Source organism: Pseudomonas sp. GW704-F2 (assembly GCF_059423025.1).
Genome location: NZ_JBWKXO010000031.1, coordinates 49,848 through 66,769, shown reverse-complemented (window position 1 = coordinate 66,769; position 16,922 = coordinate 49,848). Strand labels below are relative to the sequence as shown.

The 16,922-nt window shown below is 57.5% G+C and carries 14 protein-coding genes and 1 pseudogene; 7 read left to right on the top strand and 8 right to left on the bottom strand.

Annotated elements, in window-relative coordinates; all coding sequences use genetic code 11:
* Positions 1–416: 416 nt before the first annotated feature.
* Genes AC07W0_RS22935 through AC07W0_RS22925 form a run of 3 tightly spaced genes read right to left on the bottom strand, consistent with a single transcriptional unit; the run spans position 417 to position 3,448 of the window.
* Positions 417–1,514, bottom strand: a complete 1,098-nt coding sequence (locus AC07W0_RS22935) for a DNA alkylation repair protein (RefSeq protein ID WP_046485904.1) — start codon at positions 1,512–1,514, stop codon at positions 417–419.
* 18 nt (positions 1,515–1,532) lie between these two features.
* Complete coding sequence (locus tag AC07W0_RS22930; protein ID WP_017847054.1) at positions 1,533–2,879, bottom strand: glutamine synthetase family protein; 1,347 nt, start codon at positions 2,877–2,879, stop codon at positions 1,533–1,535.
* 11 nt (positions 2,880–2,890) lie between these two features.
* Complete coding sequence (locus tag AC07W0_RS22925; RefSeq protein ID WP_017847055.1) at positions 2,891–3,448, bottom strand: helix-turn-helix domain-containing protein; 558 nt, start codon at positions 3,446–3,448, stop codon at positions 2,891–2,893.
* Between the two features lie 213 nt (positions 3,449–3,661).
* Between AC07W0_RS22925 and AC07W0_RS22920 the strand changes: the two genes are divergently transcribed.
* Both AC07W0_RS22920 and AC07W0_RS22915 read left to right on the top strand, forming a co-directional pair.
* Positions 3,662–3,970: an RcnB family protein gene (locus tag AC07W0_RS22920; RefSeq protein WP_017847056.1), complete on the top strand. Its 309-nt coding sequence runs from the start codon at positions 3,662–3,664 to the stop codon at positions 3,968–3,970.
* A gap of 88 nt (positions 3,971–4,058) precedes the next feature.
* Positions 4,059–5,252: an MFS transporter gene (locus tag AC07W0_RS22915; RefSeq protein ID WP_026140037.1), complete on the top strand. Its 1,194-nt coding sequence runs from the start codon at positions 4,059–4,061 to the stop codon at positions 5,250–5,252.
* On the opposite strand, the gene AC07W0_RS22910 is transcribed toward AC07W0_RS22915, so the two are convergent.
* Together AC07W0_RS22910 and AC07W0_RS22905 are read right to left on the bottom strand one after the other, a co-directional pair.
* Positions 5,215–5,487, bottom strand: coding sequence for a DUF1652 domain-containing protein (locus AC07W0_RS22910; RefSeq protein WP_017847058.1), 273 nt, complete (start codon positions 5,485–5,487; stop codon positions 5,215–5,217). The genes AC07W0_RS22915 and AC07W0_RS22910 overlap by 38 nt on opposite strands.
* 130 nt (positions 5,488–5,617) lie before the next feature.
* A complete protein-coding gene (locus tag AC07W0_RS22905) occupies positions 5,618–7,114 on the bottom strand; it encodes a helix-turn-helix transcriptional regulator (protein WP_017847059.1) in 1,497 nt (498 codons plus the stop codon).
* A 185-nt stretch (positions 7,115–7,299) separates the two neighbouring features.
* On the opposite strand from AC07W0_RS22905, the gene AC07W0_RS22900 reads away from it, so the two are divergent.
* Positions 7,300–7,920: a transglycosylase SLT domain-containing protein gene (locus AC07W0_RS22900; protein WP_057004912.1), complete on the top strand. Its 621-nt coding sequence runs from the start codon at positions 7,300–7,302 to the stop codon at positions 7,918–7,920.
* Positions 7,921–8,033: 113 nt separating this feature from the next.
* Positions 8,034–8,285: a hypothetical protein gene (locus AC07W0_RS22895; RefSeq protein WP_046485896.1), complete on the top strand. Its 252-nt coding sequence runs from the start codon at positions 8,034–8,036 to the stop codon at positions 8,283–8,285.
* A 146-nt stretch (positions 8,286–8,431) separates the two neighbouring features.
* Here AC07W0_RS22895 and AC07W0_RS22890 read toward each other — a convergent pair whose 3' ends face one another.
* The 3 genes from AC07W0_RS22890 to AC07W0_RS22880 all read right to left on the bottom strand — a co-directional run bounded on the left by AC07W0_RS22890 (position 8,432) and on the right by AC07W0_RS22880 (position 12,574).
* Complete coding sequence (locus tag AC07W0_RS22890; protein WP_173677814.1) at positions 8,432–9,604, bottom strand: hypothetical protein; 1,173 nt, start codon at positions 9,602–9,604, stop codon at positions 8,432–8,434.
* Between the two features lie 14 nt (positions 9,605–9,618).
* Positions 9,619–10,506: a nitrilase family protein gene (locus AC07W0_RS22885; RefSeq protein ID WP_026140038.1), complete on the bottom strand. Its 888-nt coding sequence runs from the start codon at positions 10,504–10,506 to the stop codon at positions 9,619–9,621.
* 118 nt (positions 10,507–10,624) lie between these two features.
* Positions 10,625–12,574, bottom strand: coding sequence for a flavin monoamine oxidase family protein (locus AC07W0_RS22880; RefSeq protein WP_102617815.1), 1,950 nt, complete (start codon positions 12,572–12,574; stop codon positions 10,625–10,627).
* A gap of 448 nt (positions 12,575–13,022) precedes the next feature.
* Here AC07W0_RS22880 and AC07W0_RS22875 point away from each other — a divergent pair, with 448 nt between their 5' ends.
* The 3 genes and pseudogenes from AC07W0_RS22875 (at position 13,023) to mgtA (ending at position 16,914) form a co-directional block, all read left to right on the top strand.
* Positions 13,023–13,367 (top strand): FKBP-type peptidyl-prolyl cis-trans isomerase, encoded by a 345-nt coding sequence (locus tag AC07W0_RS22875; RefSeq protein ID WP_017847066.1) that lies wholly within the window; start codon positions 13,023–13,025, stop codon positions 13,365–13,367.
* 3 nt (positions 13,368–13,370) lie between these two features.
* A pseudogene (locus AC07W0_RS22870) lies at positions 13,371–13,625 on the top strand (GNAT family N-acetyltransferase); the annotation flags it as partial.
* Between the two features lie 583 nt (positions 13,626–14,208).
* On the top strand, positions 14,209–16,914 hold the full coding sequence (gene mgtA / locus AC07W0_RS22865) for a magnesium-translocating P-type ATPase (RefSeq protein WP_102617814.1): 2,706 nt from the start codon (positions 14,209–14,211) through the stop codon (positions 16,912–16,914).
* Positions 16,915–16,922 lie beyond the last annotated feature (8 nt).

Below are 16,922 nucleotides of genomic sequence, written 5' to 3'. Positions count from 1 at the left end.
GGAGCAAGCCCCCTCCCACACTTTTGACCGGATTCAGCTTCCAAGATCAGGTCGGCTATAAGGCCAAGCAAGAGCAAGAGCAGATCAGGGTCTATCTGATCTATGGAGATCCAAATGTGGGAGGGGGCTTGCCCCCGATAGCAGTGTGTCAGCCCAAACATGCATGACTGAAGCAGCGCTATCGGGAGCAAGCTCCCTCCCACACTTTTGACCGGATTCAGCTTCCAAGATCAGGTCGGCTATAAGGCCAAGCAAGAGCAAAAGCAGATCAGGGTCTATCTGATCTATGGAGATCCAAATGTGGGAGGGGGCTTGCCCCCGATAGCAGTGTGTCAGCCAAAACATGCATGACTGAAGCACCGCTATCGGGGGCAAGCCCCCTCCCACATTGAAGCTGTGGTGTTGCTTGAACTGAGTCAATCGCGCAAGACGAATTCCGCGCTGCCCAGCCGTTCTCCATTCACCAGCACATGCACCGCGTGCTTGCCCGGGTAGTGCTTGCGTGTGGTCAGTTCACGGATATGTTGTTCGCGGCTGATGTGTTGCTGCTCGCCTGCGCCAAGGGTAAAGGCCTTGAGCTTGAACACTTTGGCCGCACGGTGGCCGGCGCTTTTTACGTAGTCGATGGCGTAGTCCACCACCAGTTTTTGTGGTGCGGCGGCGGTGGATTCGAGGCTGAAGGTCAGGTTGATCCGCTCCCCCAGTGTGATCACCGCCGGCGTGACGCGCAGGTGATGAATCTTGACCTCGGCCTTGGCTCCCGCGCCGATGATCGTCAGCGCGCGGGTGTTGCCCTGCTTGATCAGGCTGCGCAGTGCATGGCGGGCGATCCAGGCGGTGTGCGGGTTATCCAGCGACCAGCCTTCGATCAGGCTGAGGACCCAATCGGGGTGGTCCTTGGTGATGTCGTTGAGGTGGTTGGCCACGGACTTGCGCACGTAGAGGCTGCTGTCGGCCTTGAGGTTGTCGAGGATCGACGCGCACAGCCCGGGGTTGGCCTGTACGTTGGCCAGGCGGAATGACCACGGCAGGCGCGGTCGCGAGCCTTCGCTGGCGAGGCGGCGCACGTGTTCGTTGTCATCCAGCGACCACTGTTGCATCACCGCCAGGGTGCGTTGGAAGTCGTGCAGCAAGAAGTGCCGGATCGCGAATTCGGCGGAGCCAAAGGTGGTGAAATATTTGAGCGCGGCCATGGAGCGCTCGAAGTCATCCCGGCCATGACTCGCCACGTAGTGCGGCAGGAACAGGCTGACAAAGCCGCTGTTCAAGCGCGGCGCGAGGGCATGGAGCAGCGTGAGAGTCTGTGGGTAATCCAGCGGGATCACCGCATGCAGGCTGTCGCTGACCCGTGCCACGCGCTGCATCACCGACAACTCGGCCAGCCCGGCCTTGGCGTGCTGGAGAAAGCCCTTGGCGTCGAACGCCGGGTACACCGCCGTCATCTCGGTGGCGATGTGTTGCAGGCGTTCGGCGTTGAAGATTTCCTTGAGGGCCGGGGCGCTTTGGTCGGTCATCGGTGATTCCATGGGGGGTTAGAGAAACCAGCGGTATTCCCGCGTGTTGATCTCCTGCTGAAACGCCAAGTGGTCCTGGCGTTTGTTCTCGCAGTACACGTCGACAAATTCCGCGCCCAGCTTATCGCGTAATACCGCTTGATGTTGCATGGCGCGCACGGCCTCGAGCATTTCCAGGGGGAAGTCGGTGCCGCTGTTGCGGTCGTCGTTCAGTGGGGCGATGGGTTCGCGCTTGGCGTCAAGCCCATGCTCCAACCCCACCAGAATCGCCGCCAACACCAGGTACGGGTTGGCATCGGCGCTGGCCAGGCGGTGTTCGATACGCAGGTTGCGTGGGTCGGACTCGGGGATGCGTACGCACGCATCGCGGTCTTCGAAGCCCCAGCTGGCACGGGTGGCGGCGTTGACCGTACCGCCCAGGCGGCGGAAGGCGTTGTGGTTCGGCGAGAAGATCGGCATGCAGTGCGGCAGCAACTCCAGGCAGCCGGCCACGGCGTGGCGCAGGGGTTGCTGTTGATGGGCCGCGAGTATGTTGTTGCCGGCGCCGTCGTACAGGCTGACATGCACATGCATGCCGCTGCCGGGGAATTGCAGGTAGGGCTTGGCCATGAAGCTGGCGCGGTAGCCGTGCTTGAGCGCCACGCCACGGGTGCTGCGGCAGAACAGGGCGGCCCAGTCGGCAGCGCGCAGACCATCGTCCAAGTGGCCGAAGTTGATCTCGAACTGGCCGGGGCCGAGTTCCGCGGTGATCACCGTGATGTCGATGCCTTGGTCCTTGGCGGTTTGCGCCATATCGTCGAGCACCTCGCTGAAGCGCGACAGTCGCTCGATATGCAGGTTGGGCTGGTCGTCGGCGTCGTCACTCAGCGGGTCGCGGGCGAATTGCGGCAGGCCGTTGTCGAGCTGCTTGTCGAACAGGTAAAACTCCAGTTCAAAGGCCACCACCGGGTGAATGCCTTTGTGGTGCAGGCGTTCCAGGACCTTGGCCAATACTTCCCGCGGCTCGAATTCGATCGGCGCTTGCGTACCGTCTGAGGTGATCAGCATCTGGCCCAGCGGCTGCGACTCCCAGCTCACCGGCTTGAGCGTGCCCGGCACCAGGCGGCGGTTGGCGTCGGGGTCGCCGTCGTTGAAGCAGTAATCACCGATCTTGAACAAACCGCCCTGAACCCCCAGCAGCACGGCGTTCTGCGGCAGCTTCAAGGGGCCGCCGGCGGCGACTTTTTCCAGCATCTCCACCGGGTAGCGCTTGCCGTAGAAATGCCCGGGGATGTCCAGGGCGATCAGGTCGACATAACGCACGTCGGGGTGGTTCTGGCGAAAGCTCCGTACTTCGGCCAGCAGCGTGGAGGAATGGCTTTTCACGGGTGTAGCTCCTAGTTGTAAACCCACAGCACGCGGGCGGGCAGTTCGGTCAGGTTGGCGTAGCGGCAGCGGGCGAAACTGGCCAGGTGGAAGCTGTCGCCTTGGTGCAGGGTGACCGAGTCGGCTTCCCCTTCCACCCACAGCGTCAACTCACCCTCCAGCACAAACCCGGCCTGCTCGGCGCGGTCGCTCATGGTCTGCTCACCGCTATTGGCTCCGGGGGCCAGCAGGCTGTCGAGCATCGAAAACGCACCGTTCATGTTGGGGGAGACCAGGATGTCGGTGATGCCATTGGCGTAATACACCGTGCGCCGCTCGTTGGGGCGCGTCACCCAGTTGATGGCCTTGGGCTTGCTCAGGCTGTAGAAATAGGTGGTGGGCACGTCAAGGGCGTGGCTGATCGCGGTCAGGTCCGCCACGGTCGGGCGTGACAGGCCTCGTTCGACCTGAGACAGGAAACCCACCGAACGCTCGATCTTTTGCGCCAATTGCGCGAGGGTGAGTTTCTTGTACTTGCGCAGGTCGTGGATCAGGATCGCCAGGGCTTCGAGTTCTTCTTGTTGGTTCATGAAATTTATTTCGTTAAATTTCATGAAAAATTACAGGATAAATTTCACGCGGGCAATGGGTGAGGGGGCTGGAGCAGCATTTATTTACGCAAGCGCAGGCGTTGCGGCGAACACCCTGTGGCGAGGGAAACCGGGCGCTCGGGTTTTTGGCTGAATGATTCAACACGCCCGCGGTCGGAACCTGGGTACGCCTCACTACTTGAAGGAGCACCCATGAAGTCCAGATCCCTCGTCGCCAGCCTGTTGGTCGTTGCCAGCCTGTCCACCGCCAGCTTTGTGGTGCAGGCCGGTGATACCCCGCAGGAAACCGTGAAGCCTTCCAGCATCAATACCCGTGACTTGAAAGAGGGCGACCGCGCGCCGGATATCCTGATGCGCAAGGAATCGGCGGTCACTGACTGGAAGAAACGCGGCTTGAAGCAGCCCGAAGAGGACAGCCAATGGGCCCGTGTCGGCAATAGGTTTGTGCTGCTCAAAACCACTAACGGCACCATCCTCGAGATCACTCCGGTCAAGCAATAATCCGCTGGCAACGCCTGCTTTTTTTCGGGTTCCTGAGGTAAGGTGACCGGCTGCAATGGCCGCGTTACCTTCATGGAATGAGAGCAGGATGCTTGCCACCCTAAGACACTACCCCCGCACAGTGAAGCTGTTGCTGTCCGCCACGTTGATGCTGACGCTGGCCAAGGCGATCACCTTTCCGTACCTGGTTATCTACCTCACCCGGCACTTTGCCCTGGACATCACCCAGGTCGGCCTGGTGATCGGCAGTTCGCTGATCGTCGGTTCGTTGCTCAGCGTGTATGGCGGGTTTCTCGTCGATCGCATCAGCAGCTATCGGTTACTGCTGGGCTTGAGTGCGCTGTTTGTCGTGGGCTTTATCGGTACGGTGCTCGCGCAGACTATCTGGGCGTTCTATGGCTGCCTGATCCTGATCAACCTGGCTTACGCGGTCATCGATATTGCGATCAAAGCCGGCTTTGCCAGCCTGTTGCCGGAAGACGCGCGCAGTGAGGTGTTTTCCATCAAGTACACCCTGACCAATATCGGCTATGCGGTGGGGCCGTTCTTCGGCGCGATGGTGGCTAGGCTGGATATCAGCTTGCCGTTTATGCTGTCGGCGCTGTTGGGGGCGGGGTTTTTCCTGCTGTACTGGCGCTGGGGCGATCGTGCGCTGGCCACTGTCGATGCCACGCAAAAGCCGGTGTCGTTCCTGGCTGTCGGCCGCGTGCTGTTAAAGGATCGGCGCCTGGTGTGCTTCACCGTTGGCGGCGTGCTCAGTGCGGTGGTGTTCGGCCAGTTCACGGCTTACCTGTCGCAATACCTGGTGACCACCACCACTGCTGAATACACCTACAAGGTCATCAGCGCGGTGCTTACGACGAACGCCGTGTTGGTGATTGCCCTGCAATACGTGATCGGCCGGCGCATCTCGCACCGTTACCTGAGCCAGTGGCTGATCTTCGGCTTGAGCATGTTCATGCTGGGGTTGATCGGCTTTGCGCTGTCCACCAGCGTGCTGTGGTGGGTGCTGGCGATGGCGGTGTTTACCGTGGGGGAAATCGTCGTGTTCCCGGCCGAGTACATGTTTATCGACCGTATTGCCCCGGACCACCTGCGCGGCATGTATTACGGCGCGCAAAACCTGTCCAACCTCGGCGCCGCGCTGGGGCCGGTGCTGTGCGGGTTGGTGTTGGCCAGCCTGCCGGCGCATTACATGTTCTACATGCTGGGGGCGTTTATCGTCGGTGGCGGGGTGTTCTATTTCATGGGTGCGAGGCTGAAGGCAAGTCATCCAGAGTGAGTTTGCCCAGGTGGTTGCTGTGCAGCTCGTAGCGTAATTCTTCGACCATCTTGTCCACTTCTTGCGGGGTCTGCAGCCGATTGGTGCTGATCCCGGTGACCACCAGGTCGACCCGGCCGGTTTCGGCGTCGAAGACTTTGAGGGTCAGCGACGCGTCCCGGCACAGGGTGAATTCGCACGTCAGCGGCGACAGGCCTTCTTCGATGCAATTTCGCAATTGAGACAGGGTAAACATGCTAATTCCTTCCGGGTGTGGAATATGACGACACAGGATCGAAAGCCTGTGCCCACCCCAGGAAGGTTAAGCATTACACCTAGGCGCAATAAGGCGAATTCGCACTAGCCGCACTAGTGCATTTGCACTTTCAGCGCTTGTTTTTCAGACGCAGTTCACCGGCGAACAGCCCGCGCTCACGGGCCCAGACGATCGCTGCACTACGGCTATGCACCCCCAGTTTGGAATACACCGTGGCCACATGGTTACGCACTGTGTTGGGCGCCAGCTTCAGGCGCGAGGCGATCTCTTTGTCGGCCAGGCCTTCGCAAATCAAACCCAGCACATCGCGCTCGCGGGTGGTGAGGTCAGTGAAGGCAATGCCCGGCACATTGGGTCGGTTGGCGCCTTTGGCGTTGGCCAGCTTTTCGATCAGGGTCTGGCTGAACCAGGAGGCGTCCTGCATCACTTCTTCGATGGCCGCCACCAGCTCCAGCTCCGAGCGTTTGCGTTCGGTGATGTTCATCAGCACCAGCAGGTAGCAGGGCACGTCCTGGATGCTCACGGTATCGGCGGACACCACGCAGTCGATCACCTCATCGCCTTTCTTGCGCACCTTCAGATCCAGCCCGTCGAGGTTGCCGGCTTTTTCCAGAGTGGCGAACAACTGCGCGCAGGCTTGGGCGCTGTCGATGAAGTCGATGTCTTCGATTGCTTTGCCGATCAGTTCCTCACTGGTGTAGCCGGTAATGCTCATGAAGGCTTCGTTGATATCCACCACCTGACGGTTGTCGGCGTTGCACACCAGGGTTGGCACCGGCGTCAGGCGGAACGACTTGGCGAAGCGCTCCTCACTCTGGCGCAGGGCGATTTCTGCCTTGCGCCGCGGTTCCAGGTCGGTGAAGGAAAACAACATGCAGTCTTCCTCGTTCATGTCCAACGGCTGGCCGGCCACGATCACCAACTTGCTGCCGCCCTCGGGCAATCTCAATTCGGCCTGCATCTGCGGGATGGTCGCGCCTTCGGCCAGGCGCTGGATGGCCAGGTCCTTGCGCTCGGCGTGTTCCAGCACGTCCAGTTCATACACCGAGCGGCCGATCACTTGGTCGCGGTTATAGCCAGTCATCTCCAGAAAGCCCTGGTTGACCTTGATATAGCGCAGGTCGCTGAGGCGACAGATCACGGCGGGCGCGGGGTTGGCGTTGAAGGTTTTTTCGAAGCGCTGCTCGGCGCTCGCCCATTCGGTGGCGTCGCTGAGGATCAACACCAAAAGCTCCGGTTCGCCGCGTGAATCGGTCAGCACCAGGCTGCGCAGGCGATGGACCCAACTGCGCTCGTCGTCGCCGGTGGGGCTGACTTCCACGATCACGTCGCTGAACGCTTCGCCGGCCGCCACCCGGCTGAGCGGGTAAGTGTCCGGCAACAGCGGGTGGTTATTGCGATAGCGCAAGGCGAACCGCTCGGAATAGGCCTGATTGTTGGCGCCCAGGTGTTCGACCGCGCTGACCCCGTGCATGGTCAGCGCGGCCTCGTTGGCCCAGAGGATGGTCTGGTCGAGCTCGGCCAAAATCACCCCGTCGGACAACCCGGAGATGATCTGCTGCAATTGGCGGCGGTTGGTTTCTTTGGCGAGGACGTCCTGGCTCATGGTTTCTCCTGGGAATGGGCGCATGCGAGTTACGACACCCAGGCTGCGCGATAGTGCAGCGCAACTGCCCCGTGCGATCTGGCGCACGCTGCTGTTGCGCACGGCGCTGAGCGTTTCCTTTCTTCACCTGCCGCGTTGAATGGGTAAAATGCCGGCTTTTTACGCGTATCCCGCAAAGGTGCATCTTGAACGCAGGCAAATTCGTCGGCTTGTTATTACTCACTTCGCTGCTGGCGGCCTGCGGCACCTCGCCACCCCGCACGCCCAACGACCTCTGCGGCATCTTTCGCGAAAAGGCCGACTGGTACGACGCCGCCCAAGTCACCCAAAAGCGCTGGGGCGTGCCGATCCAGTTGCCGTTCGCCATCATGTACCAGGAATCGGCCTTCCGGCAGGACGCCAAGGCTCCGCGTAACTACCTGTTGTGGATCATCCCCTGGGGCCGCGTCTCCACCGCCGCCGGCTATGCCCAGGCCAAGGATGAAGTGTGGAACGACTACCGCAAAAGCACCGGCCGCAGCGGCGCCAGCCGTCAGGACTTCGACGACGCCATCGACTTCGTCGGTTGGTACATGGACAAGACCTACACCATCAACGGCGTTTACAAGTACGACGCCTACGGCCAATACCTGAACTACCACGAAGGCTGGGGCGGCTATCGCCAGCGCACCTACGCCAGCAAAGCCTGGCTACCCCCCGTGGCCAGCAAAGTGCAGGCCCGCTCGCAGCTGTATGCGCAGCAATATGCGGGTTGCAAGAATGATTTGGGGCGTGGGTTCTGGAGCCGGTTTTGGCATTGGTTGTGAGAGCGACACCCGGTAACTGATACAGATCTGTGAACTTTGACAGTAGGCAAGGTGCAGTGACCTCCTTAATCTGCAGTGCGTGTCCTACTCATTGTTGAAGAAGGAAACTGGCAATGAATAAATCAGAGTTTCGCGTTTACCTTAAGCAACAGACTTCTATTGCCGAGAGCCGTATATCCCTCAAGGGCAGCAGGTCGGACAAGGTGGATTCGGGTCGGGTTAAGTTTTTGACGGTGTTGAGTCGTGTGGTCGATGGGAATGCCAGCCCTGAAGACCTCGGTGTCGTCGGTGTCGTCAATGACGTATTGCAAAAATTAGCATTACTCCCCAGCGGCAAAACCTTTCTGTCGGTCCTCGAGCCTTGAGGCGATGATTGCTTTTGTTGTGGTGAGGCAATCGGCCCCCGCCACAATGCATTTTTCGAAAAAATGCGCCTTGCGCAAGAGCGCGTTTAGCGTCTAATCACTTATGGTTCCCACGCTACATGAGGAATGTAGCATGGGAAAAATCTTTACTCTGAGGCTAACCAGCCCACCAGCGGCACCACCAATAGCGTGCTCATCGCCATTGCGATCACATTGCCTATGTAGGGATGAAAGTGCGCGGGCAACCGCCCTGCAATTGCACAGGCTAACGGCGGCGCGATCAATGCCCCAAAGAGCGCACTAGAGCCCATAACCATCCAGCTACCTCCATAAGTCAACACGGCTGCAGGAACCACTGACACCAATGGAACATAGGTCGGATACCAGCCCTTTTTGATCCACTGATATCGCCAGATCACCACACCGATTGCTGACGTCAATGCCTGCGCACCTATAAGGTTTATAAGCAAGCCTGAACCATAAGCCGGGCTGATGGGATTCAGAGCATACGCCAGTAACACACCTGCCAGCAGCCCAAGACTAGCGAGTTCATTCCCGAAAAAAGGGGCTTCTGAAAAGTCCGCCAGCACCCGACGCAGGCTCCAGCTCACACCGTAGGTGGGCGGTTTGGCTGGCATTGGTTTTACGGGAGCGGTGTAGTTCGAACGAACCAGCGAGGGCAGCCGACGACAAATTTCAAACGCGATGATGCTACCAGCGGCCATGCCGAGCACATTACCGATCACCGCAGGTAACCCGAGCGGTACGCAAACGAAGTTCACGATCAACAAGCACGTTGGCGTCACCAGCAACGCCCCCAGTATTGCACCGTTGAGCGTTACCTTCCAACCGCCGCCGAACATCAGCACCATCGCCGCCGGCAGTGAAACGAATGCTGCGAATGTTGGTTGCCATGTCCCGGTAGTTACGGTCCACCCCCAGAGCAAGTTGCTTAGTACTAGCCCCAACAATGAACTGGTCACGAGCCAAGGCCACAATCCTGTACCGTAGGAAATGGAAAAGCCTTGCCACGCTTTTCCGCGCGTGCTCGCCCACCAGGCAATGTATGCACCGCTCAGCAATCCGAGAGAAGCAAGCTCGTGTTTATAAAAGGCTACTTCGCTGATATCCCCCAGCACCCAGCGTAACCAGGCGGTAGAACTAGGCAGGTTCGCAACCATCTCGCTATACCCCGGCCAGGATCCGCGATGACTAATTACAACCCAAACCACCAGCAATATGCTTATAAACCCAAGGGTCAGAACTGTGATGTCCGCGCGGGAACGCAGAGGTGATGTCTTGGCAAATAGAGTTTCCATGATGTGCCCTCCGATTAGCGCGGTAGAGCAGGATGTTGCGAATATCCGAGCATCTGATCGTAGAGATCGTTGCGTCGGTCGCGATGCAGATCGTTAAGGCTGTTCCAGATCGGTGCGCTACGGGCGCTGGTGATATCGATGTCGGCAAACAGGATTTCCTGGCGGTTGGCCGAAGCCACAGCGCCGATTGGCCAGCCATTGGTCCCGGCAATTAACGAACATCCGAGGTAACGGGCATCCCGTTCTTCGCCAATGCGGCTGGCGGCAGCGATGAACACGTTGTTTACATGGGCGGCGGTCATCGTCAGGTACGACGCCATGCATTTACCCGCCTCATCGAACAGCGGAGGAGGTGTCCAAACCCAGTTGTTCAGGCTACAAATGATATCGGCGCCTTGCTGGCTTAGAATGCGCGGCACTTCTGGGAACCAAATGTCCCAGCAGATCAGTAAGCCGATGCGTCCGATCGGCGTTTCAAACACTGGGAAACCTGTATCACCAGGTGTGAACCAAAGCTTTTCTAGATTCCACAAATGAGCTTTGCGGTATTTTCCAATAAACCCACCGGGGCCGAGCAGTACGGCAGTATTGAACAACTGATGACCGTCTATCTCGTTCAGACCGGCAACCAGATACACCTGATGGCTGCATGCAAAGTCTATCCACGCTCGCACACTGATACCGTCTGGAACCGCCTCGGCGTGATCAAAGGCATCCTGACGGCTGCTGAAAAAATATCCGCAATTGGAAAGCTCAGGCAGCACGATCAGAGTGGCACCGCCGTTTGCGGCCTCGGTGGCGAGGGCAAGACTTTGACGCAGGTTATCGGCTCTATTGGCCATGCCGACCTGGGGATCAAGTTGAATGACAGCGATGCGGGCGGGGCTCGTTGGTTCGCTCATGGATGTGACCTCTTATTGTTATGCAACCGGGGTGGTTGAATGTTTATAAGAGGTGATAAAGTGTTTAATTGGAAGTCGGATGATTCTTGTTGTGTTGTAGTCCGTCTCTCAAGCTTTGTTAGTTTTCGGTTTGAAATTCAGGGTAGTCTTGCATGCTAAAGCCACCATTAAAATTTGCGTGGGTTTTGCTGCATATATTGATCACCGCATCAATGGCGCCCCTGAAGCAGGGTTCGGTCCAGCCTGCATCGACGGAGAAAGACTCGCCGGAAAGATAAAGCCCAGACTTGTGAGAAAAATCTCTATTGTATTTCATTAGGCTGACAGCGTCATAATAGGTGCCTGGCCGGTAAAGCTTCGCACAGCCAAGCGAGTTTTTGTCATTCATCCATCGTTGAACGATTGCCTGTTTTCGTCCTATATAGGGGGATATCTTTTGCCTTATGTTCGTTGATTTTAAGAGGATTCTGTCGAGTTCATCTATGCATTTGTCGACAAGTTCGTTGTCGCTGAATAGCGATAGCTTTGTTGCGTCGTCCTCCCATGTGTAGCTGAGTAGGATGCAGTCATAGGTGCTATTGTCATTGTAGCGATAGGTGTAAATGTCATGTATGAAGCTGTCAGTTACTATGGCTTGAGGAATGCTGTTGTTGTTTGAGAGAAAGGTCTTTTTAAGTGGGGCGTACACCTTGCAACTGGTTTCCCAGTGAGCAGTTTTATAGGCTGCTATTATTTCGAAAGGAAGCATTTCATGATTGAATCCCTCTAGTAAGATTTGTGTTTCTATCAGCCAGGATGGGAGCGTCACTATCACGGAGTCAAAGTCGATGAAATGCTTCTCCGTTATTTCTGGCTGTGAGGTGTTCCAGTCATAATGTACTCGTATTTTTCCATTTGTAAGTTTTTTTAGTTTTGTTACTGAGCTGTTGGTGATTAATCCGAATTCACGATTTACCAAATGCTCGTATAATGATTCGCGGGTCTCATTTGGCTTTATGAAAAGCAGGGATTCAGCCAGGGCAGCAAGTCCAATGTAATTTGGCTTGTTGAACTTAAGTCCTTTCGAATCCACGGTTTCTATTGCGTTCAAATACGGTGAGGCTATGGGAACACCATCCGCATTTACCCGTCCATGGATCAACTGTAGATGACTGCTGAATCCAAATATAGCTGTGCGTAGTGGGTAAAGCGAGCAAACGTCATAGAATGCTCCCCAACTGCCATCACCAATTCCGATGGAGTAAAAAACGGCAGACTCATCTGCAGTCATGCCCATACCGCCGAAATGACCAGGGTCCCTTTGATACCACCTATCTATGGTTGGCATTTTAACTAAGTCACGAAATGAAACACCTTCGTATTTTTTTACTATGGCTGACCACATACTTTCCCAGTGCTCAGTGCCATAGAACTCGCTGACTTTCGTGGTCATACGTTCGGCGAATGTTTTCCATTTTGCAAAAACTGCTCCTAGGGTATCGCCAGGCGGCGGCGTTTTTCCGTCGGTATTTTTCCAGATCAGCATTGTTGGTTGGCTGTTTCCATCTATACTGCCTTCCCGCAGATATATTCCAGTTGATCGAACCGTAGGGCTGCCGGGGTTTGGAAAATTTGAGTGAGTTAAATTAAATTCGCTAGCGTAATAGGCCATGAGTGAACGCCCATCTTTGGGCGACTCATTTGATTTGTTGAAAAAAGGCATTCTCATTGCACCCATTTCAAAAGGCGGCCTGCCAATAGTGTTGATGTTATTGTTTCCAAGCGCTGTGAAGTGTCTGCCACCAATGCGCGTTGATTTTTCGAGTAAGGTTATGTTTGTGAAGCCACATCTATGTAGTTCCCGTGCACTCGTCAAACCTGTAATGCCAGCACCTATGATGCAGATTTTATGATTGGTTTCAGTCGCTATGGCGACTCCATTTTTTTGTTCTACTAGGGTGCGATAGTCAAAACATAAGTCTGGCGGGTTAGGGAATCTAGCTTTCCAATGATGAGTAGCGGATCGCTTGCCTCGTTGATGCTGTTGCGCTATGTCCGCGGGGTAGTTGAAGTCAGATCCTATGGTCATTCTGTTTTCCTTGTTCAGTACTGATTGGTGTCTTATAGATTGAGCTTGAATATTGGAGGCAGGAAATAAGCAGAGTGTTATTTTCGATTAGGGTGCTTCGCAGTCTTTCGTAGGTGAACGAGCCTCATGAAAGACAGTAGGTGCGAGTTAATTAGTTGGGGCGGTGTATGACGGACGACCGATAATGGGACCCGCCCCTCCACAGCTGGAGGTTCTTTCTGTACGAGCGCGGCTTCATGTACTCCAGCGACCAATTCACCGCCCCCCCCTCCGATTATGTTCATCGAGTGCGATCTCGAAGTAACTCCCCTGCGCGAGGTGCCGCCCAGCCGGCGGAAACGCCCCGCAGGTTAAAGAGAAATGTCATTGAGCCGACGCTTCCTACACTTGCCAAACCCACCCAATTCTGGGAAAACCCCAGCCTTTGCGCAGTCAACGAGAGCCCCCCATGAGCGACGAACAACTCCAGATCACCGACATCCGCCCCGGCACCGGCAAGGCCGTGGTCAAGGGCGCGTTGATCACCACTCAATACACCGGCACCCTGGAAGATGGCACGGTGTTCGATTCGTCGTGGGAACGGGGCAAGCCGTTTCAGTGTGTGATTGGAACGGGCCGGGTGATCAAGGGCTGGGACCAGGGGTTGATGGGCATGCAAGTCGGCGGTGTACGCACATTGTTCGTACCGGCGCACCTGGCGTATGGCGAACGTTCGATGGGCGCGCATATCAAGCCGAACAGCCCTTTGCGCTTTGAAATTGAATTGCTGGAAGTACTGACGCGCGATGATTGAGGGCGGCGGTTACACGCCGACCTCGAAGCATGGGCCGTCACGCAGGGGGCCGAGTGGCTGCGCCTGACGGTGGTGGTCGGTAATCGCAAGGCCGAGCGTTTCTGGCCGAAACTGGGGTATATGCCGGTGCGTATTCGCGAGGGAGTCAGGATGGGGCGACAGCTGAATACGGTGTCGATTCAGGTCAAGGCGCTGGTGGGTGGGCAGGTGGATGATTACCTGATACGGGTGCCGCGAGATCGACCTGTTGCACCTTAGCTGCGGATAGACACATTCAACCTGTGGGAGGGGTGGTGTGACGACTCGACTTGCTCCCGATGGCGGTGGGGCAGTTAGCTTATCTCTAGCTGCACCATCGCCATCGGGAGCAAGCTCCCTCCCACATTTAAGCCTTGGAGGGCTTCAAGATAGGGGTTCCTGAACCCATCCTGAAGAATCCTCTTATTCATCATGCAGGTACTTTCTTACGGTTTACTCTCCTGTAATCGGGGCGTAAGCTTCGCGCGTTTTCATCAATAGCGGAGACCCTCAGTGGGTACTTGTTCAAGTGACAGTCGTCGGCCGGTTTCGGTAACCGGCACAGACTTGGCAAGGTAACGCGCATTCTTCCGATGCCGTTGTCTCGCCAAACAGCGAGAAGCGGCATCCCGGCAGCGACCAGTCCTGGCGCCTGCCTCGATCCACTCTCATCGACGCTGACCAGCACCTGATTCACCTCAGGTTGCTACGGACGCGCCTGCCTTTTTTGCGGCGGGCGGGCCAGGCTGGCTGTGCCTTTTTGATCGGGCGCGGCGCAGTTGGCCGTACCTGCACGACGGTTTCCTCGCGCAGGAGTAACACCATGAACTTCACTCTGTTGAAAGAGTTCTTTGCCGGCTTCCTGCGGACCCGGCATATCGCTCGGCATTTCCGTCGCCTGGCACTGCTCGACAGCGTCACCGACGCCAGCGTCAGCCGCGAAGTCCCGCCGAGCCTGGCGCAAACCCTGGTGGCTGCGGCCAACAGCGGCGCGGAACAATTGCTGGGCACCCTGGGCAGTCACGCCGAAGGCTTGGACGCCCAGGAAGCCGACGCGTTGCGGGAGCAATACGGCCTCAATGAAGTCGAACACGAACAGCCGCTGCCCTGGTGGGTCCACCTGTGGCATTGCTACAAGAACCCCTTCAACCTGCTGCTGACCTTGCTGGCGGTGATCTCCTGGCTGACCGAAGACATGAAGGCCGCCACGGTGATTTTTTCCATGGTGGTGCTGTCGACCCTGCTGCGTTTCTGGCAGGAGGCCAAGTCGAACAAGGCTGCCGACGCACTCAAGGACATGGTGAGCAATACCGCGACGGTGTTGCGCCGCGAGGCGGCCAAACCCATCGAGCTGCCGATCAAGCAACTGGTGCCGGGCGACCTGATCGTGCTGTCGGCCGGCGATATGATCCCCGCCGACTGCCGCGTGCTCAATGCCAAGGACCTGTTCGTCAGCCAGGCGGCGATGACCGGCGAATCGATGCCGGTGGAGAAGTTCGCCCAGCAGAAGGATGCCAAGACGCGCAACCCGCTGGACCTGGAAAACATCCTGTTCATGGGCACCAACGTGGTGTCCGGCGCGGCGACGGCAGTGATTCTGACCACCGGCAACAGCACCTATTTCGGCGCGTTGGCCCAGCGCGTCACCGCCACGGATCGCGCGACCACCTCGTTCCAGCAGGGCGTCAACAAAGTCAGCTGGCTGCTGATTCGCTTCATGTTCGTGATGGCGCCGCTGGTGTTGTTCATCAACGGTTTCACCAAGGGCGATTGGACCGAAGCGCTGCTGTTCGCGCTGTCGATTGCCGTGGGCCTGACCCCGGAAATGCTGCCGATGATCGTCACCTCGACGTTGGCCAAGGGCGCGGTGTTTCTGTCGCGCAAGAAGGTCATCGTCAAGCGCCTGGACGCGATCCAGAACTTCGGCGCCATGGACGTACTGTGTACGGACAAAACCGGCACGCTGACCCAGGACAAGATTTTCCTGGCGCGCCATGTGGACGTGTGGGGCGAAGAGTCCGACGACGTGCTGGAAATGGCCTACCTCAACAGTTACTACCAGACCGGTCTGAAAAACCTGTTGGACGTGGCGGTGCTGGAACACGTGGAGGTGCATCGCGAGCTGAAAGTCGCCACCGCGTTCCAGAAGGTCGATGAGATCCCGTTCGACTTCAACCGGCGCCGGATGTCGGTGGTGGTGGCCGAGCAAGGCCAGCCGCACCTGTTGATCTGCAAAGGCGCGGTGGAAGAGATTCTGTCGGTGTGCAACCGGGTGCGCCACGGTGACTCCAACGAAGCGCTGACCGATGAGTTGCTGGCGCGCATCCGCCAAGTAACCGCGGCATTCAACGAAGAAGGCTTGCGGGTGGTCGCGGTCGCCGCGCAGCCGATGTCAGCGGGGCGCGATACCTACAACCTGGCGGATGAAAAAAACCTGACGTTGATCGGTTATGTGGCCTTCCTCGATCCGCCCAAGGAAAGCACCGCGCCTGCTCTCAAGGCCCTCAAGGCCCACGGCGTGGCCGTCAAAGTGCTGACGGGCGATAACGAACTGGTCACCGCCAAGATCTGCCGCGAAGTGGGCCTGGAGCAGCAAGGCCTGCTGATGGGCAACGACATCGAGGACATGACCGACGCCGAACTGGCCAAGGCCGTGGAAACCACCAACGTATTCGCCAGGCTGACGCCGTCGCACAAGGAACGCATCGTGCGCCTGCTCAAGGCCAACGGCCATGTGGTGGGCTTCATGGGCGACGGGATCAACGACGCACCGGCGCTGCGCACGGCCGATATCGGTATTTCGGTGGACAGCGCGGTGGACATCGCCAAGGAAGCGGCTGACATCATCCTGCTGGAAAAGAGCCTGATGATCCTGGAGGAGGGCGTGCTCGAAGGCCGGCGCACCTTCGCCAACATGCTCAAGTACATCAAGATGACCGCCAGCTCCAACTTCGGCAACGTGTTTTCGGTGCTGGTCGCCAGTGCGTTCATTCCGTTCCTGCCGATGCTGCCCATGCATTTGCTGGTGCAGAACCTGCTGTACGACATTTCGCAGATCGCGATTCCATTCGATAACGTCGATGAAGACATGCTCGCCAAGCCGCAACGCTGGCAACCGGGGGATGTGGGCCGTTTCATGCTGTTTTTCGGGCCGATCAGTTCGATCTTTGACATCACCACGTTCGCACTCATGTGGTATGTGTTCGATGCCAACACCCCGGACCACCAGACCCTGTTCCAGTCGGGTTGGTTCGTGGTGGGGTTGCTGACCCAGACGCTGATCGTACACATGATCCGCACCCCGAAAATCCCGTTCCTGCAAAGCCGTGCGGCAATGCCGCTGATGGTGATGACGGGGGTGATCATGGCCGTGGGGATTTTCCTGCCGATGGGGCCGTTGGCGCACTACTTCAAACTGCAGGCGTTGCCGTCGCTGTACTTTGTGTTCCTGCCCGTGATTCTGTTGGGGTACATGGCGTTGACCCAGGCGGTAAAGGGCTACTACATCCGTAAGTTTGGCTGGCAATAACAGTTGTA

Coding starts and splice junctions, on each gene's coding strand:
- AC07W0_RS22895 (WP_046485896.1), top strand. CDS start 8,034: ATGAATAAATCAGAGTTTCGCGTTTACCTTAAGCAACAGACTTCTATT.
- AC07W0_RS22935 (WP_046485904.1), bottom strand. CDS start 1,514: ATGACCGACCAAAGCGCCCCGGCCCTCAAGGAAATCTTCAACGCCGAA.
- AC07W0_RS22905 (WP_017847059.1), bottom strand. CDS start 7,114: ATGAGCCAGGACGTCCTCGCCAAAGAAACCAACCGCCGCCAATTGCAG.
- AC07W0_RS22915 (WP_026140037.1), top strand. CDS start 4,059: ATGCTTGCCACCCTAAGACACTACCCCCGCACAGTGAAGCTGTTGCTG.
- AC07W0_RS22925 (WP_017847055.1), bottom strand. CDS start 3,448: ATGAACCAACAAGAAGAACTCGAAGCCCTGGCGATCCTGATCCACGAC.
- AC07W0_RS22880 (WP_102617815.1), bottom strand. CDS start 12,574: ATGACCATAGGATCTGACTTCAACTACCCCGCGGACATAGCGCAACAG.
- mgtA (WP_102617814.1), top strand. CDS start 14,209: ATGAACTTCACTCTGTTGAAAGAGTTCTTTGCCGGCTTCCTGCGGACC.
- AC07W0_RS22875 (WP_017847066.1), top strand. CDS start 13,023: ATGAGCGACGAACAACTCCAGATCACCGACATCCGCCCCGGCACCGGC.
- AC07W0_RS22920 (WP_017847056.1), top strand. CDS start 3,662: ATGAAGTCCAGATCCCTCGTCGCCAGCCTGTTGGTCGTTGCCAGCCTG.
- AC07W0_RS22890 (WP_173677814.1), bottom strand. CDS start 9,604: ATGGAAACTCTATTTGCCAAGACATCACCTCTGCGTTCCCGCGCGGAC.
- AC07W0_RS22885 (WP_026140038.1), bottom strand. CDS start 10,506: ATGAGCGAACCAACGAGCCCCGCCCGCATCGCTGTCATTCAACTTGAT.
- AC07W0_RS22910 (WP_017847058.1), bottom strand. CDS start 5,487: ATGTTTACCCTGTCTCAATTGCGAAATTGCATCGAAGAAGGCCTGTCG.